This window comes from Epilithonimonas sp. (assembly GCF_032055105.1).
Taxonomy (GTDB): domain Bacteria; phylum Bacteroidota; class Bacteroidia; order Flavobacteriales; family Weeksellaceae; genus Epilithonimonas.
The window spans coordinates 96,263-113,279 of the sequence record NZ_DAMBRK010000002.1 but is presented as its reverse complement, the minus strand read 5'-3'; the positions used below and the strand labels follow the sequence as shown (position 1 = coordinate 113,279).

Annotated in this window: 16 protein-coding genes and 2 tRNA genes (1 of these 18 only partly in view); 6 read left to right on the top strand and 12 right to left on the bottom strand. The window is 35.3% G+C overall.

Translation table 11 applies throughout. The features are described 5' to 3' along the window. The 7 genes from RTY06_RS01990 to RTY06_RS01960 form a co-directional block, all read right to left on the bottom strand. Positions 1-54: transfer RNA gene (locus RTY06_RS01990), tRNA-Val, on the bottom strand; it reaches 121 nt to the left of the window's first position. A 34-nt stretch (positions 55-88) separates the two neighbouring features. After that, positions 89-163 (bottom strand) — tRNA-Val (locus tag RTY06_RS01985). Between the two features lie 38 nt (positions 164-201). Further along, a complete protein-coding gene (locus RTY06_RS01980; protein ID WP_312822428.1) occupies positions 202-1,446 on the bottom strand; it encodes a folylpolyglutamate synthase/dihydrofolate synthase family protein in 1,245 nt (414 codons plus the stop codon). Between the two features lie 97 nt (positions 1,447-1,543). Further along, positions 1,544-2,206: a hypothetical protein gene (locus RTY06_RS01975; protein ID WP_312822427.1), complete on the bottom strand. Its 663-nt coding sequence runs from the start codon at positions 2,204-2,206 to the stop codon at positions 1,544-1,546. Between the two features lie 3 nt (positions 2,207-2,209). Then, positions 2,210-2,854, bottom strand: a complete 645-nt coding sequence (locus tag RTY06_RS01970) for a MotA/TolQ/ExbB proton channel family protein (RefSeq protein WP_312822426.1) — start codon at positions 2,852-2,854, stop codon at positions 2,210-2,212. A gap of 102 nt (positions 2,855-2,956) precedes the next feature. After that, positions 2,957-3,886 (bottom strand): ferric siderophore ABC transporter substrate-binding protein, encoded by a 930-nt coding sequence (locus RTY06_RS01965; protein ID WP_312822425.1) that lies wholly within the window; start codon positions 3,884-3,886, stop codon positions 2,957-2,959. A gap of 74 nt (positions 3,887-3,960) precedes the next feature. Beyond that, positions 3,961-4,419: a hypothetical protein gene (locus RTY06_RS01960; RefSeq protein WP_312822424.1), complete on the bottom strand. Its 459-nt coding sequence runs from the start codon at positions 4,417-4,419 to the stop codon at positions 3,961-3,963. 220 nt (positions 4,420-4,639) lie between these two features. Between RTY06_RS01960 and RTY06_RS01955 the strand changes: the two genes are divergently transcribed. From RTY06_RS01955 to RTY06_RS01945, 3 genes are all read left to right on the top strand, one after another. Continuing rightward, positions 4,640-6,445 carry a DUF885 domain-containing protein gene (locus tag RTY06_RS01955; RefSeq protein ID WP_312822423.1) on the top strand — a complete coding sequence of 602 codons (1,806 nt, stop codon included), beginning with the start codon at positions 4,640-4,642 and terminating at the stop codon, positions 6,443-6,445. Beyond that, positions 6,445-7,041 (top strand): HPP family protein, encoded by a 597-nt coding sequence (locus RTY06_RS01950; RefSeq protein ID WP_312822421.1) that lies wholly within the window; start codon positions 6,445-6,447, stop codon positions 7,039-7,041. Before RTY06_RS01955 ends, RTY06_RS01950 begins: the two co-directional genes overlap by 1 nt. Before the next feature lie 79 nt (positions 7,042-7,120). Then, complete coding sequence (locus RTY06_RS01945) at positions 7,121-7,321, top strand: DinB family protein (protein WP_312822420.1); 201 nt, start codon at positions 7,121-7,123, stop codon at positions 7,319-7,321. Here RTY06_RS01945 and nth read toward each other — a convergent pair whose 3' ends face one another. Beyond that, positions 7,322-7,942 carry an endonuclease III gene (gene nth, locus RTY06_RS01940; protein ID WP_312822418.1) on the bottom strand — a complete coding sequence of 207 codons (621 nt, stop codon included), beginning with the start codon at positions 7,940-7,942 and terminating at the stop codon, positions 7,322-7,324. It abuts the gene before it with no gap. Between the two features lie 35 nt (positions 7,943-7,977). Here nth and bcp point away from each other — a divergent pair, with 35 nt between their 5' ends. Continuing rightward, positions 7,978-8,424 carry a thioredoxin-dependent thiol peroxidase gene (bcp, locus tag RTY06_RS01935; RefSeq protein WP_312822416.1) on the top strand — a complete coding sequence of 149 codons (447 nt, stop codon included), beginning with the start codon at positions 7,978-7,980 and terminating at the stop codon, positions 8,422-8,424. Here bcp and RTY06_RS01930 read toward each other — a convergent pair whose 3' ends face one another. The 3 genes from RTY06_RS01930 to RTY06_RS01920 all read right to left on the bottom strand — a co-directional run bounded on the left by RTY06_RS01930 (position 8,425) and on the right by RTY06_RS01920 (position 12,412). After that, positions 8,425-8,928, bottom strand: coding sequence for a GNAT family N-acetyltransferase (locus tag RTY06_RS01930; RefSeq protein WP_312822414.1), 504 nt, complete (start codon positions 8,926-8,928; stop codon positions 8,425-8,427). Between the two features lie 171 nt (positions 8,929-9,099). Next, positions 9,100-10,170: an ionic transporter y4hA gene (locus tag RTY06_RS01925; RefSeq protein WP_312822413.1), complete on the bottom strand. Its 1,071-nt coding sequence runs from the start codon at positions 10,168-10,170 to the stop codon at positions 9,100-9,102. A gap of 109 nt (positions 10,171-10,279) precedes the next feature. Further along, on the bottom strand, positions 10,280-12,412 hold the full coding sequence (locus RTY06_RS01920) for a S46 family peptidase (RefSeq protein WP_312822411.1): 2,133 nt from the start codon (positions 12,410-12,412) through the stop codon (positions 10,280-10,282). Positions 12,413-12,524: 112 nt separating this feature from the next. Between RTY06_RS01920 and RTY06_RS01915 the strand changes: the two genes are divergently transcribed. After that, on the top strand, positions 12,525-12,938 hold the full coding sequence (locus RTY06_RS01915) for an OsmC family protein (protein ID WP_312822410.1): 414 nt from the start codon (positions 12,525-12,527) through the stop codon (positions 12,936-12,938). Between the two features lie 5 nt (positions 12,939-12,943). Here RTY06_RS01915 and RTY06_RS01910 read toward each other — a convergent pair whose 3' ends face one another. Continuing rightward, positions 12,944-14,503 carry a tetratricopeptide repeat protein gene (locus tag RTY06_RS01910; RefSeq protein ID WP_312822409.1) on the bottom strand — a complete coding sequence of 520 codons (1,560 nt, stop codon included), beginning with the start codon at positions 14,501-14,503 and terminating at the stop codon, positions 12,944-12,946. A 244-nt stretch (positions 14,504-14,747) separates the two neighbouring features. On the opposite strand from RTY06_RS01910, the gene RTY06_RS01905 reads away from it, so the two are divergent. Next, complete coding sequence (locus RTY06_RS01905) at positions 14,748-16,901, top strand: T9SS type A sorting domain-containing protein (RefSeq protein ID WP_312822408.1); 2,154 nt, start codon at positions 14,748-14,750, stop codon at positions 16,899-16,901. Positions 16,902-17,017 lie beyond the last annotated feature (116 nt).

Here is a 17,017-nt window from a genome sequence, read left to right as displayed (position 1 = left end):
CCCCGACCCTCTGGGTGTAAACCAGATGCTCTGAACCAACTGAGCTAAGAGCCCTGAAATTTTTTGAAAGGCTTCAGTATCCTTTTTGTGGGCCCTGAGGGATTCGAACCCCCGACCCTCTGGGTGTAAACCAGATGCTCTGAACCAACTGAGCTAAGAGCCCTTAACGTGTTACCGTTTTGAGTGGTGCAAATATACAACTTATTCCTTTGTTTGCAAATTTTTTTCTAAAAAATCTCCAACTACAAAGTTACTTCCGCCTATAAAAATCATTTCTTGTTTTTTACAGTTCTGTTTTGCAGATAGATAGCCATCTTGGACGGTGTCGAAAATTTTATAATTTAATTCTGACTTTTTTAGCAAATATTCATAATCTTCGGGATGCCTTCCTCTGGAAATGCTTGGTTTTACAAAATAAAACTCGGCTTCCGAAGGCAACATTGGAATCACATCATCGATTTTTTTATCATTAACAAAGCCTAAAACAATATGTTTATGTTCAGAATAACCTTTCAATTGGTTGAAAACTTCTGCCAAACCAGCTTGATTATGACCTGTATCACAAATCGTCAAAGGTTCTTTTGAAAATTCAAACCAACGACCTATGAAGTTAGTGTTTTGATGAACATTCAGAAGTCCGGATTTTACATTTTCATCATTAATATTAATTCCTTGCTTTCTTAATTCTTCAATTAAAGCCAAAACGACTCTGATATTCTTTTTCTGATAATTACCTTTTAAATCTGATTCTAAAGCTGCTTCGATTTTTGTTGCATCTACAAAAGAAGAATTGGATTCTTTAGCTTTATTAATGATGATTTCTTTAACAGAAAGATTTTCATCACCAGAAATGATGGTTGTATTTTCTTTAACAATTCCAGCCTTTTCTCTTGCGATTTCTTCAATCGTATCACCAAGAATATTCTGATGGTCTAGCTGAACATTTGTAATGGCTGAAACCAAAGGCTTGATGATGTTAGTTGAGTCCAATCTTCCGCCTAAGCCAACTTCGATAATAGCAAAATCAACCTGTTGCTGATAAAAATATTCGAAAGACATTATTGTTGTGAATTCGAAGAAAGAAGGTCGAATATCTTCCGGTAATTGCTTCAGTTTTTGAATGAATTGGTAAACAAATTCCTTATCGCAATTTTTTCCATTGACTTTGATTCTTTCAGAAAAATCAATCAAATGCGGAGAGTTATAAAGTCCGATTTTAAACCCGGATTCCTGAAGAACCGAAGCTAGCATATTGCTTGTGGAACCTTTTCCATTAGTCCCTCCGATATGAATTGTTTTGATTTTATCTTGTGGATTTCCGAAAAAATCACAAAGTTTTTTGATGTTATCGAGTCCAGGTTTGTATGCCTTTTGACCGTCGATTTGGTAATTTGGAGCTTGAACAAAAAGCCAGTCAACGGCTTCCTGATATTCTTGTGAAGTCATATTTCAAAATGAAATACAAATTTAAAAATAAGATGAATCCAAAATGTATAAATGAAGAAAATTTAAAATCAATTAATTGAAATGAAAATTCTAAAAATTAGAAATTAATTGTATAAGTTCCCTGCGAAATATTCTGAGACTTTTTAGCTTTCACATATTGCTTTGTCCAAATCACCGCTGCGGTAATATTACAAGCGTCTTTTATTCCGCTGCTTCGTCCGGCATTGGTTACATTTCCAGCTTTGTCGACTGTAATGAACATCACGAGTTGCCCTTTGGTTTTACAATTGTGAGAAGGTAATTTTCCAGCTTTTCCCATCGTTCCGGGAATGAAAGCGGTAAGAATTCTATCTTTCCCAATTTTGGTGATTTTGTCTTCTTTGGAGTCCGTCGTTTTAGAATCCTTTGTTTCTTCTTTTTTAGCGAGTTTTTTATCGTCTTTCACCGATTTTTCTGTTGCTTTTTTCTCTTCTTTAACCGGTTCTTTCTTTTCCTCTTTTGGAGGAACTTTAGCAATAGAAACAGTGTCAGGAGGCAGAACTTCAACATCCGGGACATAGATTTCTGGTTTTACAACAGAATCTTGTTTTTGTTCTTCAATAATGGGTTTTTCAACTTCAGTTTTGACTGATTTTGGTTGTTCAGAAGCTATGTAGTAAAGAGAATTAAAGGAAAATAAAAGCACAAAAAATAACAACGCAACCACATAAAATGCAATCGGAAGTCCGGATAATTTTTTTGTTTTTCTACTGAATTCCATTCCTTATGCAGGTTTGTTGATGATATCCAAAAATTCGTTCGTATGATACTGGATTTTCATCAAGAGATAATCAACCTTTGAAACCAAGATATTATGAAAAACATATGATAGAAATCCTACCAAAAGCCCAATTGCAGAAGGAGCAAGCGCTTTGTAAAAATCAGCAGCTAAAAGATTTTGAGCAACTACAGTTTCGGATTTAGATATTGTTCCGAATGTGGATGCTAGAATAAGAATACCGCCAAGAAGTCCTAACATCGGCGCAGCACCAGAAAGTGTTGCTAGAAAATTGATGTTTTTTTCTGCTTTATTAAGTTCTATCTGAGCGTGAGTTTCCATCGCGTTGGCAATTTCGCTTATGGGGCGACCTAATCTGTTAAGTCCTTTTTCAACACTTCTTGATTCCGGAGAATTGTCTCTTCTACAGAAATCAATGGCAGACTGGATTCTTCCGTCGTTTAGAAGATCATTCACGTTTTTTAATAAATAAGGATCAACCTGATTTTCTTTGTTAAGTGAGTATAACTTCTGTCCAAAAAAAACTAAGGCTGCAATTCCTAAAAATATGAGGATAATGATAAGGGAAACACTTAGCAGACCTCCTCCAAAAAGAAATTCCCAAATTGATATTGACGATTGTTTTGCCATAGTTTATAATTGTTTGTTACAGTTTCAAATTTATGAATTACCACAGAATTAATCGAAGTAGATTAAAGAAAACTTTACGAAATATGATTATTAATAGGAATGCTAAAAAACAATTTTATAAGTTCCTTTAGATGCTGTGCTGGATGCTTCTGCTTTCACATATTGTTTCACCCAATTGATTGCTGTGCTTGATACACAAGGGTCAGAAACGCCACTTAATCGCCTTGCAGAAGTTACTTTTCCAGATTTATCAACGGTGTAAGAAATGGTGATGCTTCCGCTGGCTTGGCAATCGTGGTTTGGTTGTGCTCCACCTCTTCCCATCGTTCCAGGGATGAACCCAATTAATTTTCTATCAACACCAATAAGACTTGTTCCATCGCCATCTCCGCCAAGTGGATCTCCGTAATTTCCAGGTCCTGTTCCGTTTCCTTGTGAGCCGGATTTTGTTCCTCTTCCTTTCAGTAGATTTCCAATTGCTGCGTTTCCTTTTCCGTCTCCGGTTGCATTTTCTTTTTTGATATCACCTTTTCCATTGCTTTTCCCATTTGTGTTTTTTGTGGAATTTGCAACAGCCGGAGAGTTTGTTTTCTCATTCGATTTTTTGCTTGCAACGGGCGGATTTTTTGTTCTGGTAGGAGTGGGAACTACATTTTCCGGAATGTCTTTTTCTGACTTTTCTTTGGAGACTTTTGCAACTTCGGTTACGATTTCTTTTTCTTCCTTTTTCTCAACTATTGGAGCAGGACTTCCTTCTTCTTCCTTTGGTTCTTCTATATCCTTTCCATTTCTGTTATCACCGTAATTGATACGCATTTCTGTCAGTTCAACAGGAATGATATTTTCGCTATTAACAGCCGTTATTTTTTTTGAATTAATAAAAGTAGCTGGAAGACAGAATAAAATGGAAAAAATGAAAATTCCTATAACCAAAGCCTTGGTTAATGTAAAATCATAATGCTTTCTGTGCTCATAGGCACCGTAAGCTTTATGTTTGTCTTCGAAAATAATATCATCTAAATCCTGATACATAGGGAATAACTTATTTGCGTTATAACTTATTATCTATAACGAATCGTAAATATAAATATTATTTTCTGAAAAGATTAGTCGTCAACTTCTATCTCGTCCGGACGGAAGTTGCATTTTAATTTGAATTCAATAGGATTTTCAGAACCTGTGTAAAAATCTGTGATTTTCCCTGTCCATAAAAGCTGAAGATCATCATTCTCGTTTTTGCCAAATTCCAATTTGTTCTCCAATAAGAATGCTTCTTCATCATCAAAAAGGTCAACTTCTGTATAGGAATCATCATCCGTATCTTCTACAGAGAAAGTCTGTCCTTCCAATTCCGAAGTGGTGATTGGAAAATCAAAAATATTAAGGGAGATCTGAGGGAAATTGTATTGCAGAGAGTCGTCCTCAACGTGGTCCAAAGAGTCATTTGTAATAACTTCAACTTCCAAAAAATTCTGCTTGTTGCTGTAGACAGATTTGCAATAGGTGCTGTCAATAAAATACTTCAGAGTCTCCTCTGGGTGGTATATCTTCAATATTCCTTTCATTATAAGGATAATAGATTATGAAATAATTTTTTTAATTGTGTCTAACAAAGATAAAAAATTGGATGAATGTGAAAAATTTTTGTCGATTATTTTTGATAATAATCATAAAGATTGATATGATTCTTGATGTTGTGTTAACCTTAAGTTCTGAACCCCTTAAAAATCAGGGCTGTTTTGGTAATCTTGAAAATATTATCTTTACACTATAAAATTGATTAAGATGACTTCTTTGTACAAAATATTATTGGTTTTTGGATTGATTATTACTGTTACTGCCTGCAAAAAAGGAGATTCTCCGATGATGAAGACTTCCGTAGGTTCTACATCTTCGGATCTGGATTCTATTGCGTCAAATTATTACGAAGAATATCTTAAGTTTTATCCTCTAGAAGCTACTTCACAAGGAGACGAAAGGTACAATGATCTTTTACCAAATAATCTAAGTTCTGATTTTATTAAAAAAGAAATTGCATTCTATAATTCTGTTCAGAATCAATTGAAATCTGTAGATTACAATAGTCTTGATGATTCTCACAAAGTGATTTTTGATGTTCTGGAATATACATTGATTGACAAACAAGAGCGTTATGCTTATCATCCAGAATATATCCCTTTCACGCAGTTTGATGGTTTACCATTGACTTTCCCAATGTTGGGAAGCGGAAGTGGAATTCAGCCTTTTAAAACCGAAAAAGATTATGATAATTGGTTGAAAAGAATTGATGAATTTCCAATCTGGATGGATTCTGCAATTGAAAACTTCCGATTAGGAATTAAAAATAATGTGGTTCTTCCTAAATCATTAGTCATAAAAATGATTCCTCAAATGAAGGCCGAAGAAATTACAACTTTCGAAATCGAAAAAAATATTTTCTACGGGCCAATCAAGAATCTTCCAAAAGATTTCAAACCGGTAACAGCTAACAAATATGCTAAGCTTTATCAGGACGCCATCAAAAACAAATTGATTCCGGCTTATCTCAAAATGGCTGATTTTCTTGAGAAAGAATATCTTCCAAAATCCAGAGCGACTGATGGTTACGGCGCTTTGCCAAATGGAAATAATATCTATGCTTATTACGTGAAAAGCTGGACGACAACGGATAAAACCCCGGACGAAATTCATAAAACAGGACTTGTAGAAGTTGAAAGAATACGTTCAGAAATGGAGAAGGTGAAAGTTCAAATTGGCTTCAAAGGTTCTTTGGAAGAGTTTCTAAATTATGTAAAAACCGACCCAAAAGCAATGCCTTTCAAAACTTCGCAGGAAGTTCTGGGAGCATTTCAATCAATTTTGGATAAAATCACTCCGAAGTTGAAAACGATGTTCAATGTAACACCAAAAACCCCTTTCGAAATTCGTCAAACCGAAAAATATCGTGAAGCTAGCGCAAGTGCAGAATATATACAAGGAAGTCCGGATGGAAAACGTCCTGGGATTTTTTACACACCAATTCCAGACCCGAAAAAATTCAATGTGACTTCTGGTATGGAATCTCTTTTCCTTCACGAAGCGATTCCTGGTCATCATTATCAGATTTCTCTTCAGCAGGAGAATTTGAATTTGCCAAAGTTTATGAGATTTGGTTGGATTGGTGCTTATGGCGAAGGTTGGGCTTTATATTGTGAATCGCTCGGTCAAGAGTTTGGACTTTACACAGACCCATATCAAAAAATGGGTTCTTTGAGTGATGAGATGTTACGCGCAGTTCGTTTGGTTATCGATACAGGAATTCACACAGGACAAATGTCTCGCGAAGAAGCAATTAAATATTTCTTGAGCAATGTGGCTTATGACGAAGCTGGAGCAACTGCGGAAGTGGAACGTTATATGGCTTTGCCAGGACAAGCATTGAGTTACAAAACCGGAGCGATGAAAATCCGAGAATTAAGAAACAAATATCAAAATGAGCTAGGTAAGAAATTCAATCTGGCTTCTTTCCACGATGAGGTTTTGAGCCAAGGTTGTCTTCCATTGGAGGTTTTGGAAAGAAAAATGAATCTTTGGGCGAAAGGCATGAAATAATGAAAAAGCATATCAAAAGAAGACTAAGACACACCAAATATATTTTTTATCAGGAAACTCTTGTTGATTTCAAAGACCATTTTTGGTCGTTTCTTGGTGCTTTTTTCGGGATTGGATTGATTGCTTTTTTGCAGTCTCAACATTTCTCTGAGATTGAAAATGTTTTTCTAATTGGTTCATTTGGCGCATCAAGTGTTTTGATTTATGGCGCTGTAAACAGTCCTTTAGCTCAACCACGCAATCTGATTGGTGGACACGTTTTGTCAGCTTTGGTTGGTGTTACGGTTTTTAAATTTTTACCGGAAATTCTTTGGCTGAATGCTTCTGTTGCAGTCGCTTCTTCAATTGTTGTAATGCAAATCACAAAAACAATGCATCCGCCAGGTGGGGCGACAGCTTTGATTGCGATTCTTCCTTCAGATAAAATTCAGGAATTGGGATATTGGTATGCTTTGTCGCCGGTTTTGAGTGGTGCATTGATTTTATTAATTGTAGCCTTGATTTTCAATAATATTCCAAAAGGTCGAAAATATCCGCACCAAATTCGTCAATCCAAATATGTTCATATGAGGAGAATGATGAAAAATAAAGATTAAATTATGATAATAGAAAGTCTAAAATCACTTTATGATAGAGACTTGAACAAATTGAAATTTGAAATCGAATCTTATAAAAGTGAAGAGTCAATTTGGAAAATCGATAAAAATGTTTGATTCTGCATTGGATAGATTATCGCAAAGAGATTTAGAAAAAGATTATCCAACAGAAGCTTTAGGTTACAAAATGACAACCGGATATTTTCTAATCCATTTACTTTCTCATCTCAATTATCATTTGGGACAAATCAATTATCACAGAAGATTATTGGATATTTAATTATTTCTCGAACAACATTTTAGTCAGAAAATCCTTCTCTTGATTTCCTCTCGCCGGCGAATATTCTCGTCCGTAAAAGATGATTTGAAGATGTAATTTGTTCCAGACACTTTCATCCCAAATACTTTTTGCATCACGTTCGGTTTCGACAACATTTTTGCCTGATGTCAATTTCCACTGTGTCATCAATCTGTGAATGTGAGTGTCAACCGGAAAAGCCGGAAAACCAAATCCCTGACTCATCACAACAGAAGCGGTTTTATGACCAACGCCGGCCAAACCTTCCAATTCTTCATAAGTTTGAGGAACAACTGAATTGTATTTTTCGACCAGAACTTCAGCCATTTTTTTTAGATTTTTCGCTTTAGAATTGGTTAATCCTATTTCTTTAATCAATTCTCGGATTTCTTCAAAGCTCAACTTTGCCATTTTTTCCGGCGTGTCAGCTACAGCAAAAAGTTTTGGTGTAATCTGGTTCACTTTTTTGTCAGTCGTTTGTGCGGAAAGTGCCACTGCAACCATCAGAGTATAAGCGTCTTTGTGCTCCAACGGAATAGGAACTTCGGGATATAATTTTTCTAATTCTTCCTGAACAATCTGCGCTCTTTGCTTTTTCGTCATTTTGATGCTAACTTTGTCGTACAAAAATAGAAATTATGTTGAAGGTTGGCGATTCTTTACCGGAATTTATCGGGACAAATCAAAACGGAGAACAAATCGATTCTCAAAAACTGAAAGGCAAAAAACTCGTTGTTTTCTTTTATCCGAAAGCGAGCACGCCGGGTTGTACGGCGGAAGCTTGTAACTTGAGAGATAATTATTCGGTTTTGAAAAAGAAAGGTTATCAATTACTTGGTGTGAGCGCAGATTCTGTGAAGCGTCAAAAGAATTTCAGTGATAAAAATGAATTGCCATTCGATGTCATTGCGGACGAAAACCACGATGTGATTGATAAATTCGGAGTTTGGCAGTTGAAGAAATTTATGGGAAGAGAGTTTATGGGAATTGTGAGAACAACTTTTGTTTTTAACGAAAACGGAATTTGCATTCAAGTGATTGAAAAAGTCAAAACCAAAGACCACGCTTCGCAGATTTTGGAATAATTAATTTTCATAATACATCAATTCTGCATCATCATTCGGAATCCTTAACATTTTTTGGAATTTCAAGCCGAGTTTTTCTATTAATTTTTGAGAAGAAAAATTGTCTTTTGTTGTAATCGCAGAGATTTTATTAACACCAAAATCTTGAGCTGCAGCTTCTTTCAATCTATTAGCAGCTTCGTAAGCATAACCTCTGCCTTCGTATTTTCCGAGAAAGGAAAATCCAATATCAAGAACAGCCAAGCCTTCTCTTTCAAAAATCCCGACAGCACCGATTTTTGTGTTGTCTTCTTTTAGTATCACAACATAATTTCCGAATCCCAATTTCTGAAACTGCGGAAGGAATCTGTTCAAGATATAGTTTTCTGCATCTTCTTTGGTGCGAAGATTTCGGTCGCCGATGTATTGGATGAAGGATGGCATATTGTATAATTCTAGAAAAAAATCTGCATCTTGTATGTCTGCAGGTTTTAAAATCAGTCTTTCGGTTTCGAAGGTTTTCATTAAGTAACAGTTTGTTTTAAATCATTAACCACATAGACACACAAGTTTTTGATTTAAGATGAAATAGATTTGAATGAATTCTATTTTACCTTTTTAAAGCTTAATGTCTATATTTTTTCTATGTGTCTGTGCCGTTTTTATTAATTCCTATAGAGAATTAAAGATAAAATTTTAAGGAACAATCACAGTAAAAATATAAGCGAAAAGATTGACCAAAAGAACAACGCCGTAAAGAATATTGGTTTTCCCTCGATTCAAGGAAAGCATCACAGTATAAAGTGATAGCGCCAGCAAAACCATTGATTTGATATCAAGCCCTAGTAACAAAGGCATTTCGTAAATAATTGAAACTACAGCTACACAAGGAATCGTGAGTCCAATACTTGCAATCGCTGAGCCAAGCGCTAAATTCAAACTGGTTTGGAATTGGTTTCTTCTAGCGGCTTTCAAAGCGGCCATTCCTTCAGGTAACAATACAACTGCGGCAATTATGACACCAACTAAAGCTTGTGGTGCACCAAAGCTATGAACCATATTTTCTATCTGTGGAGACAGTGCTTTTGCAAGAAAAACTACGACACCCAAACAAATGATTAGAAATATCAAACTCATTGTACTTTCGAAGTTCGTTGGTGGTTCGGCGTGTTGTTCATCATCATTTTCGGGAAGGAAATAATTCCTGTGTCTCACCGTTTGAACCATCAAAAATGTGCTGTAGATGATTAAAGAAGCAATTGAGAAGAATATTAATTGAGCCTTGCTAAAGGTTGCGGAAAGTTCGGTTGTGGTATAATTAGGCAAAATTAATGTCATTACAACAATCGCAACGAGACTTATCAAAGCCATATTTCCAGATGTTCGGGCAAAAAACTGTTCTTTGAATTTGATTCCGCCGAGAAGAAGACAAGCGCCGAGAATTCCATTTAAAATCAACATTACTGCTGCGAAAACTGTGTCTCTGGCTAGTTTGTCGGTTTCTTTTCCGCCTGCAACCATTAATGAAACAATCAATCCAACTTCCAAAACCGTAATGGCAATCGCTAAAATAATAGTTCCGAAAGGTTCGCCTACTTTATGTGCTACAACTTCGGCGTGATGAACTGCACCTAAAACAGATGAAATTAATAAAACACCTCCCAATATTGCAAGTAAGGGACTGTGGTCAGTAACTCCAAGTGAATAGTAAACAACTGATAAAATCGGGAAAATATAGGACCAGTGAAATAGTGACTTTAAATTCATAGAAAATGATTTCTCTAATTTACAAAAAAAATATGGAAAACGGTTTACAGAGATTTGGATAGCAAAAAAGCCACCAAAACTTGGTGGCTTTCAATATATTAATGATAAATTATTTTACCAAAGTCAATTCGCTGATGATTCTTGTTGCTCCAGCATATTTGTCGATAATCCAAAGAACATAACGAACGTCAACGTTAATTGTTCTCTGTAAGTTAGGTTCGAAAACGATATCGCCACTCAAAGCTTCACTGTTTCCATCAAAAGCAAGACCGATAAGATTTCCGTGTCCATCGATGATTGGAGAGCCTGAGTTTCCACCAGTGATGTCATTATTAGACAAGAAATTGATTGGCATAAATCCATCTTTGTCGGCATATTGACCGTAATCTTTTTTCTTCGCAAGGTCTAGAACTTTTTTAGGAAGATCAAATTCTTCGTCGCCTTTTTTGTATTTGGCAACCATACCATTGATATCGGTATAATAGTTTTCTTTGATTCCTTTGTAGTTTCTGTCCTCTCTTACTGGAAGTGTTTCGATTGTTCCGTAAGTCAATCTCATTGTAGAGTTAGCATCTGGATAGAATTTTTTGTCTGGCTGAGCTTTTCTAAGTCCATCTAAGAATAATCTGGTGTTTTTAGCGAAGTTTTCGTCAACTTTAGAATATTTCTCGATACCTAATTTTTGGTCTTCAACAATTCCGTTGGCGAATTGTCTCAATTTATCAGCATCGATTTTCAATCTGTCAGGATTTTCTACGAAAGTCAAAGCAGCTTTTTTATTAGCGAAAACTGAAGCATAAGCCAAGTTAGATAGGTTTGCTACATCAGCTTCCAAAATAGTTGGGGAAGCAAATTCTTTAGCAACTTTTGCTTTGTAAAGAGAGGTAAGAGCAACAAGTATTTCTCCTTCTACATTATCGTGAAAACCATCATAAGCTTTTTCGATTGCCTCAAGAACTTTGGGTTTCATAGAAGCTTTTCCAGCTTCGTCTTGATCAGCATAAGTTTTGAAAAGACTTCCTAATTGATAAGCTGTAGAGATGTAGTGTGCATTTCTTTGCAAAATAGAAGCGTAATTTCTTTCTACATTTCTTCCGGAAACTTGATTGTAATAAGCTTTAATTTCTGGTAAAACAGAGTAGTAAGTTTGCTCGTTTGGAGATTGAGCAGCCCATTGATCATACTTTTCTTCAAGTTTTTGTTTCTCACCAACTGTTCCGTTTTTCTTAACAGCATCAATAGTTCCTTGTCTGTTTTTCCAGTAGTTAGCAACACTTGCATACTGAGAAGCATAATCCAACTGAGTAGCTTTGTCTTTATCCATATACTTCTTCATCACATCCATCGCCACTTTAGAAGCTTCTACCCAAGCTGGATAATCTTTGTCAACCATTTGCTCAATTCCGTAAGAAGTCAAGTAACGGTTGGTTCTTCCAGGATAACCAAGAATCATTGTGAAATCTCCAGGCTTGTAACCTTTAAGAGAAACTGGTAAATGATGTTTTGGTTTCAATGGAACGTTGGTTTCAGAATATTCTGCTGGGTTTCCATTAGCATCTGCATAAGCACGAAAAACTGTGAAATCTGCAGTGTGTCTTGGCCATTCCCAGTTGTCTGTGTCACCGCCAAATTTCCCTAATGATGAAGGCGGAGCTCCAACTAAACGGATGTCTTTGTAATCTTGATAAACAAAATAATAGAACTCATTTCCATTAAAGAAATCTCGTACTACAACAGTGTATTTTCCGTTTTCAGAATTTTCTGCTTGGATAGCTTTGTATTCCGCATCGATAACAGCTTTTCTGTCTGCTGCAGACATATTGTTATTCAATTTTGCGTTGATTCTTGCAGAAACGTCATCCATTCTTACAAGAAATCTTACATAAAGACCTTTAGCATTGAATTCTTCATTCGGTTTCATTGCCCAGAATCCGTTCTTAAGATAATCTTTTTCTGGAGTAGAAGCCGCAGCAACTGCATCGTAGCCACAGTGGTGATTAGTAAAAATCAAACCTTGGTCAGAAACCATTTCACCAGTACAGAAACCACCGAAACTTACGATAGCGTCTTTCAAACTGGAATTATTTACAGAATAGATTTCTTCCGGCGTCAAGTGCAGACCTTCTTTTTGCATATCGACCCCGTTCAGTCTTTTTACAAGCATCAGAAGCCACATTCCTTCGTCTGCTCTCATTTGGGCATAACCCAAAATAAGGGTTAATGCTAAAAATATTTTTTTCATTGAGAATATTATTTTGCCGGCTAAATTAATGATTATTTAATTCTTAATGGTATGAAATTAGTTTTTAAATCTCAAGAAACATTTTTAATTTAAAATCAAAAAAATTAGACTTATGAAAAGAAGTGCAAAAGCAGTCTGGAAAGGCACAGTAAAAGACGGAAACGGCGTTTTAACAACTCAAAGTACAACGCTTAATGAAACACAATATTCATTCAAAAGCAGATTCGAGGAAGGTGTTGGAACTAATCCGGAGGAATTATTGGCAGCAGCTCACGCAGGTTGTTTTACAATGAAAACCTCGGCATTGCTTACAGAAGCTGGTTATATTCCTGAAACTTTGGAAACGGATTGTAAAATCAGTTTGGTTGACGGAAAAATTACTTTGTCTGAATTGACTTTAACTGCAAAAATTCCAGGAATCTCGGAAGAAGAATTCCAAAAAATTGCCAAAGATGCTAAAGAAAACTGTCCAGTAAGTCAGGCTTTCAGTTTTGAGAAGACTTTGACGGCGACTTTAGTTAGCTAGACAATTTAATACTTAATCAAAAAATTATTGAGGCTTTCCGAATTGGAAAGTCTTAATTTTTTTCTAAGTCTTGACCTCGCCACTACAATACTATGTGGACTTTGATGTGTGATATCGGAAATTTCTTTGGAAGATAAATTAAGCTTTAAAAAAGCACAAAGACGAAGTTCATTCTTTGTCAAATCAGGAAACTCACTGAGTAATTTTTTGTAAAAACCTTCCTCGGTTTCCATAAAAATCTTTTCAAATTCTGCCTTCCCAAAACTTTTGGAACTTTTTCTAAGGTCTGCTAAGATATTCGAAATCTTGTTGTCGGAAGTTTCTGTTCCGGAATTCAGTTCGCTCAATTCTTTTTGAGTTGTTTGGAGAACTTCGGACGTTTGCAACATTTGGATGGCGCTATTCGTCAATTCTTTGTTTTTCTCTTCTAATTTTTTTGTCAATAATTCGTTTTCAGCAACTCTTTTGGCGGTTTTGTTTTTCTGTAATTTGAAGAGCAAAAAGATGATAACCGAGAATGATAAAAGCAAGATAATTCCGAAAATAAAAAAGCGTTCTCTTTTGGTTTGAGAAGCTAAAAGCTCGTTTTGAGTCATTTTTTCATTGAATTCAATTTCCAATCGATTAACTTTCTTTTCATTTTCCTGATTAATAGAAGTTTCAGATAGGGATTTTGCAGTGTGCAGATATTGTAGAGCATTTTTGTAATCCTTCTCTTTTTCGAATAGTTTAACCAAACTTTCTGATGAATACAATTTTAAATCAGAAAAGCTGCTTTTTTCCGAGATGTTGTATGAGCTTTTCAAATAGTATAAAGCTGAATCTCGGTTGATAATATTGGTGAGGTAAATTTTTCCCAGAATATTGTAAAGACTTGCAATGTCATAAGGCGATTTGATTTTTTTTGCTAGAGAAATTCCTTGTCTCAGATTATCTACAGCGGTTTCGGTTTCTTTTAATTTTAGATTAACGTTGGCGATATTCTCATAAGCCATAATGATATTGACTGTATCTTTTGAAGCCGTATTCCGATTCTTGAATTCCTTCAACATTTCCAAAGCTCGAGCATAATTTCCTTGTTCTTTTTCCAAAACAGCAAGGTTATTATAAATGATAGAGCCTTCAACAGATTTTTCATTAGGTTGACTGCTTTCAAATTTTTTAAGAGATTGTTCCCAAAACTGTCTAGCCTTCTTGAAATTTCCCATTAGGTAATAACAACCTCCAATATTATTTAAAATAGAATAGGAATCTCGCGAATCTGTTTTGTTATTGATTTCTAGTCCTTTGTAATAATAATTAAGTGCTTGATAATAGGATTCTTGGTCTTTGTAAGTGTTTCCTGCAGTAACATAAAGACTGATTTTTGTGCTGTCAGCCAATTTATTTTCCAACTTTAGAGCTTCTTGCAAATAGCTCATCGCCTTTGTTCTGTTGGATTGCATATAATCTACGGTCTGTTTCAGAAGAGTAGATGCGTATTTGTCTGGGTCTTTGGAAAGACTCGTTTGACCAGAAATAAATATCAAATTAAAAGCTAAAAAAACACAAAAAGCCCAACGCATTTTCAGAAATATTACCCGAAGATAGGAAGAATAAATTTCAAAAAAAATTACTTTTTTAATTAATTGATTTTGAAACATTTAAACAAATTGTATATATAATGTTACCTCTTGTTTTTCAATAGTAGTCATATTGTTATCTCAACAAATATTCAAAATCTTTGATGATGTTCTAATATTGTCTCAATAATTATAAAATATTTTTAAAATGGATGTGAAATTACTATTTAAGTGGCTGTTTCTATTTATGTTTGGCATAACTAACGCACAGCAGATTATATTGGACACTTCTTTGGTTTCCGATGAACCTAATACGATTGAAGAATTCTGGTATTGGTCAGGCGGATTTCCTGTCGTTGGAACTGGGTTTACTCCTAATTCTACAGTTGTAGTTTATGATACTGACCCAAATGGAAAAAGATGGAGGGATTTTGTAGGAACTGTGGATGCGCAAGGAAAATTTTCTGTACAAATAAGTGCTAAAATGTTGACCTCTGTAAAAGGAGCGCATATTGTAAAAGCTACAGATTCTCAAGGAAAAACAGCTACTGCAACTTTGAATGTTATTGCCAATCCTGATGATGTTTTGCAAGCTTCTTTGTCAAGCAATATTTTAACGAATAGTCAGTTTGAAACTCAAGGATTCAAATTGAAGATTAAAAACCTTGAACCTTTTGTACAAGTTAAAGTTCATATCTTCTCGCCTTTTGAATCTGGTTCAGAAATTACACCTGCTGAAGAAAAATTTGCTGATGCGAACGGAGAATTCGAAATGACAATTAATCAGTTTACACAATCTTACCCTTGGGGAGAAGCTATGCCGGATACGCCAGGAAGATGGAGAATCAATGTTCAGGATTTTGGAGCTAATGGTCACAAAGGTTATGCTTATTTCAGAATTTTACCGGATAATCCTTCTCCGACAAATTACTGTACAGTTCAACAACAAACAGAGTTTTTTGAACCAACACCAATTACATCTTTTGAGATTGTAGGCGTTAATTCTAATACATCATCCGTTGCATCGACAGATTATTACGAAGATTTTACGAATAAAATATTTGACCTTACTGCAGGACAAGCTTACACTGTGAAATTAAAAGGTAAAAACGGTTCAGGTTACGCTCCAGATACTTACACTTTGTTTATGGATTGGAATCAAAACGGAATTCTGGATGATGATAATGAAATTGTTCAAGAAGGTTATATGTACGGTTCAACTGGAGAAGATGGAAAATTCACGGAATTCCAATTTACAGTTCCTCAAAATGTATTGAATGGAAATACGCGTCTTAGAATTTTGAAGATAGAATCTGCAACAACTTACTCTATGTTCTGGCCAACTGGAGCTTGTGGCTATTATTACAGCACAGGACAGGTTGAAGATTACACGTTGAATATTTCTGGTGGAGTTACTGACCCAGGATGCAGTTTTACTTGTCCAACTGACATTAATGCTGATACAGTTCCTGGAGCGACAACTGCAAAAGTAGATTATAACTTGGCTTTCAACTGTACACCTTATGGTAATACGTCTTGTGGAATAGATTATCCAGGAAATAATTTCCAAAACTGGATGCCAACTTCAGGCTTTAATACAGTAGCTAATGACTTTGTGATTCCTGAAGGAAAGACTTTGAAAATTGATAAAATCATTCCTCATCTTGTGAGATTTTCTTATGGTGCATCTTTGACTTTCTACAAAGACAACAACGGAAAACCAGGCGAATTGATTGTTAATTATGCAACGCCAATAATTGAATCTCAAACCGTAATTGGTTCTACAAACGACGGTTCTGCTTACGAAACTGTTATCAAATTACCAGAATTGTTAGAGCTTACGGCTGGAAAATATTGGGTTGCAATCAATGCGCAAGGACCACTTGTTTCTTGGGAGACTAAGTCTGCTTTGTCAAACGGAACAACAGCTTTTACTCAAAATGGAAATGATTGGACTGCAAAAGATGGTTATGATGGCGTTTTCAAAGTAAGTTATGTTTGTGAAACTGCAACGCCGGAGGTTGTTTTGGTTCAAGGTTTGGAATCTGGTGCAGATTTCCCTGTTGGAAATACAATCGTTGTTCACAATTTGGTTTACAATGGTGTTGTGATTGATACTTGCGTTTTCAATGTTAATGTGACTGGAATTCTTGCTACTGCAGAAGTGACTAAAAACCAAATTTCTTTCTATCCAAATCCTGTAAAAGACTTCTTGAAAATTTCTTACACTAAAGAAATCAAGAGTTTGGATGTGTATGATATGTCAGGAAAACGAGTTTATTCTAAGGAATTGAATCGTAAAGAATCAGAAATTGATTTGTCGAGATTATCATCAGGAACTTACATCGTGAATGCTAAAGTTCAGGGAGAAATGAAAACTTTCAAAATCATCAAGAAGTAATTATTTATTCAATTTTAAATTATGTTAGGCCGTTCTTTTTGAGCGGTCTTTTTTTTTGTTTTTATTAATGAAAAATGATGTTGAGATTGCCTTTGGTTCAGTCTTTGAATTTTGTT

What these genes read in the sequence shown, in the direction of transcription:
- RTY06_RS01980 (WP_312822428.1), bottom strand. Translation starts at nt 1,446, where the DNA reads ATGACTTCACAAGAATATCAGGAAGCCGTTGACTGGCTTTTTGTTCAA.
- RTY06_RS01975 (WP_312822427.1), bottom strand. Translation starts at nt 2,206, where the DNA reads ATGGAATTCAGTAGAAAAACAAAAAAATTATCCGGACTTCCGATTGCA.
- RTY06_RS01970 (WP_312822426.1), bottom strand. Translation starts at nt 2,854, where the DNA reads ATGGCAAAACAATCGTCAATATCAATTTGGGAATTTCTTTTTGGAGGA.
- RTY06_RS01965 (WP_312822425.1), bottom strand. Translation starts at nt 3,886, where the DNA reads ATGTATCAGGATTTAGATGATATTATTTTCGAAGACAAACATAAAGCT.
- RTY06_RS01960 (WP_312822424.1), bottom strand. Translation starts at nt 4,419, where the DNA reads ATGAAAGGAATATTGAAGATATACCACCCAGAGGAGACTCTGAAGTAT.
- RTY06_RS01955 (WP_312822423.1), top strand. Translation starts at nt 4,640, where the DNA reads ATGACTTCTTTGTACAAAATATTATTGGTTTTTGGATTGATTATTACT.
- RTY06_RS01950 (WP_312822421.1), top strand. Translation starts at nt 6,445, where the DNA reads ATGAAAAAGCATATCAAAAGAAGACTAAGACACACCAAATATATTTTT.
- nth (WP_312822418.1), bottom strand. Translation starts at nt 7,942, where the DNA reads ATGACGAAAAAGCAAAGAGCGCAGATTGTTCAGGAAGAATTAGAAAAA.
- bcp (WP_312822416.1), top strand. Translation starts at nt 7,978, where the DNA reads ATGTTGAAGGTTGGCGATTCTTTACCGGAATTTATCGGGACAAATCAA.
- RTY06_RS01930 (WP_312822414.1), bottom strand. Translation starts at nt 8,928, where the DNA reads ATGAAAACCTTCGAAACCGAAAGACTGATTTTAAAACCTGCAGACATA.
- RTY06_RS01925 (WP_312822413.1), bottom strand. Translation starts at nt 10,170, where the DNA reads ATGAATTTAAAGTCACTATTTCACTGGTCCTATATTTTCCCGATTTTA.
- RTY06_RS01920 (WP_312822411.1), bottom strand. Translation starts at nt 12,412, where the DNA reads ATGAAAAAAATATTTTTAGCATTAACCCTTATTTTGGGTTATGCCCAA.
- RTY06_RS01915 (WP_312822410.1), top strand. Translation starts at nt 12,525, where the DNA reads ATGAAAAGAAGTGCAAAAGCAGTCTGGAAAGGCACAGTAAAAGACGGA.
- RTY06_RS01910 (WP_312822409.1), bottom strand. Translation starts at nt 14,503, where the DNA reads ATGCGTTGGGCTTTTTGTGTTTTTTTAGCTTTTAATTTGATATTTATT.
- RTY06_RS01905 (WP_312822408.1), top strand. Translation starts at nt 14,748, where the DNA reads ATGTTTGGCATAACTAACGCACAGCAGATTATATTGGACACTTCTTTG.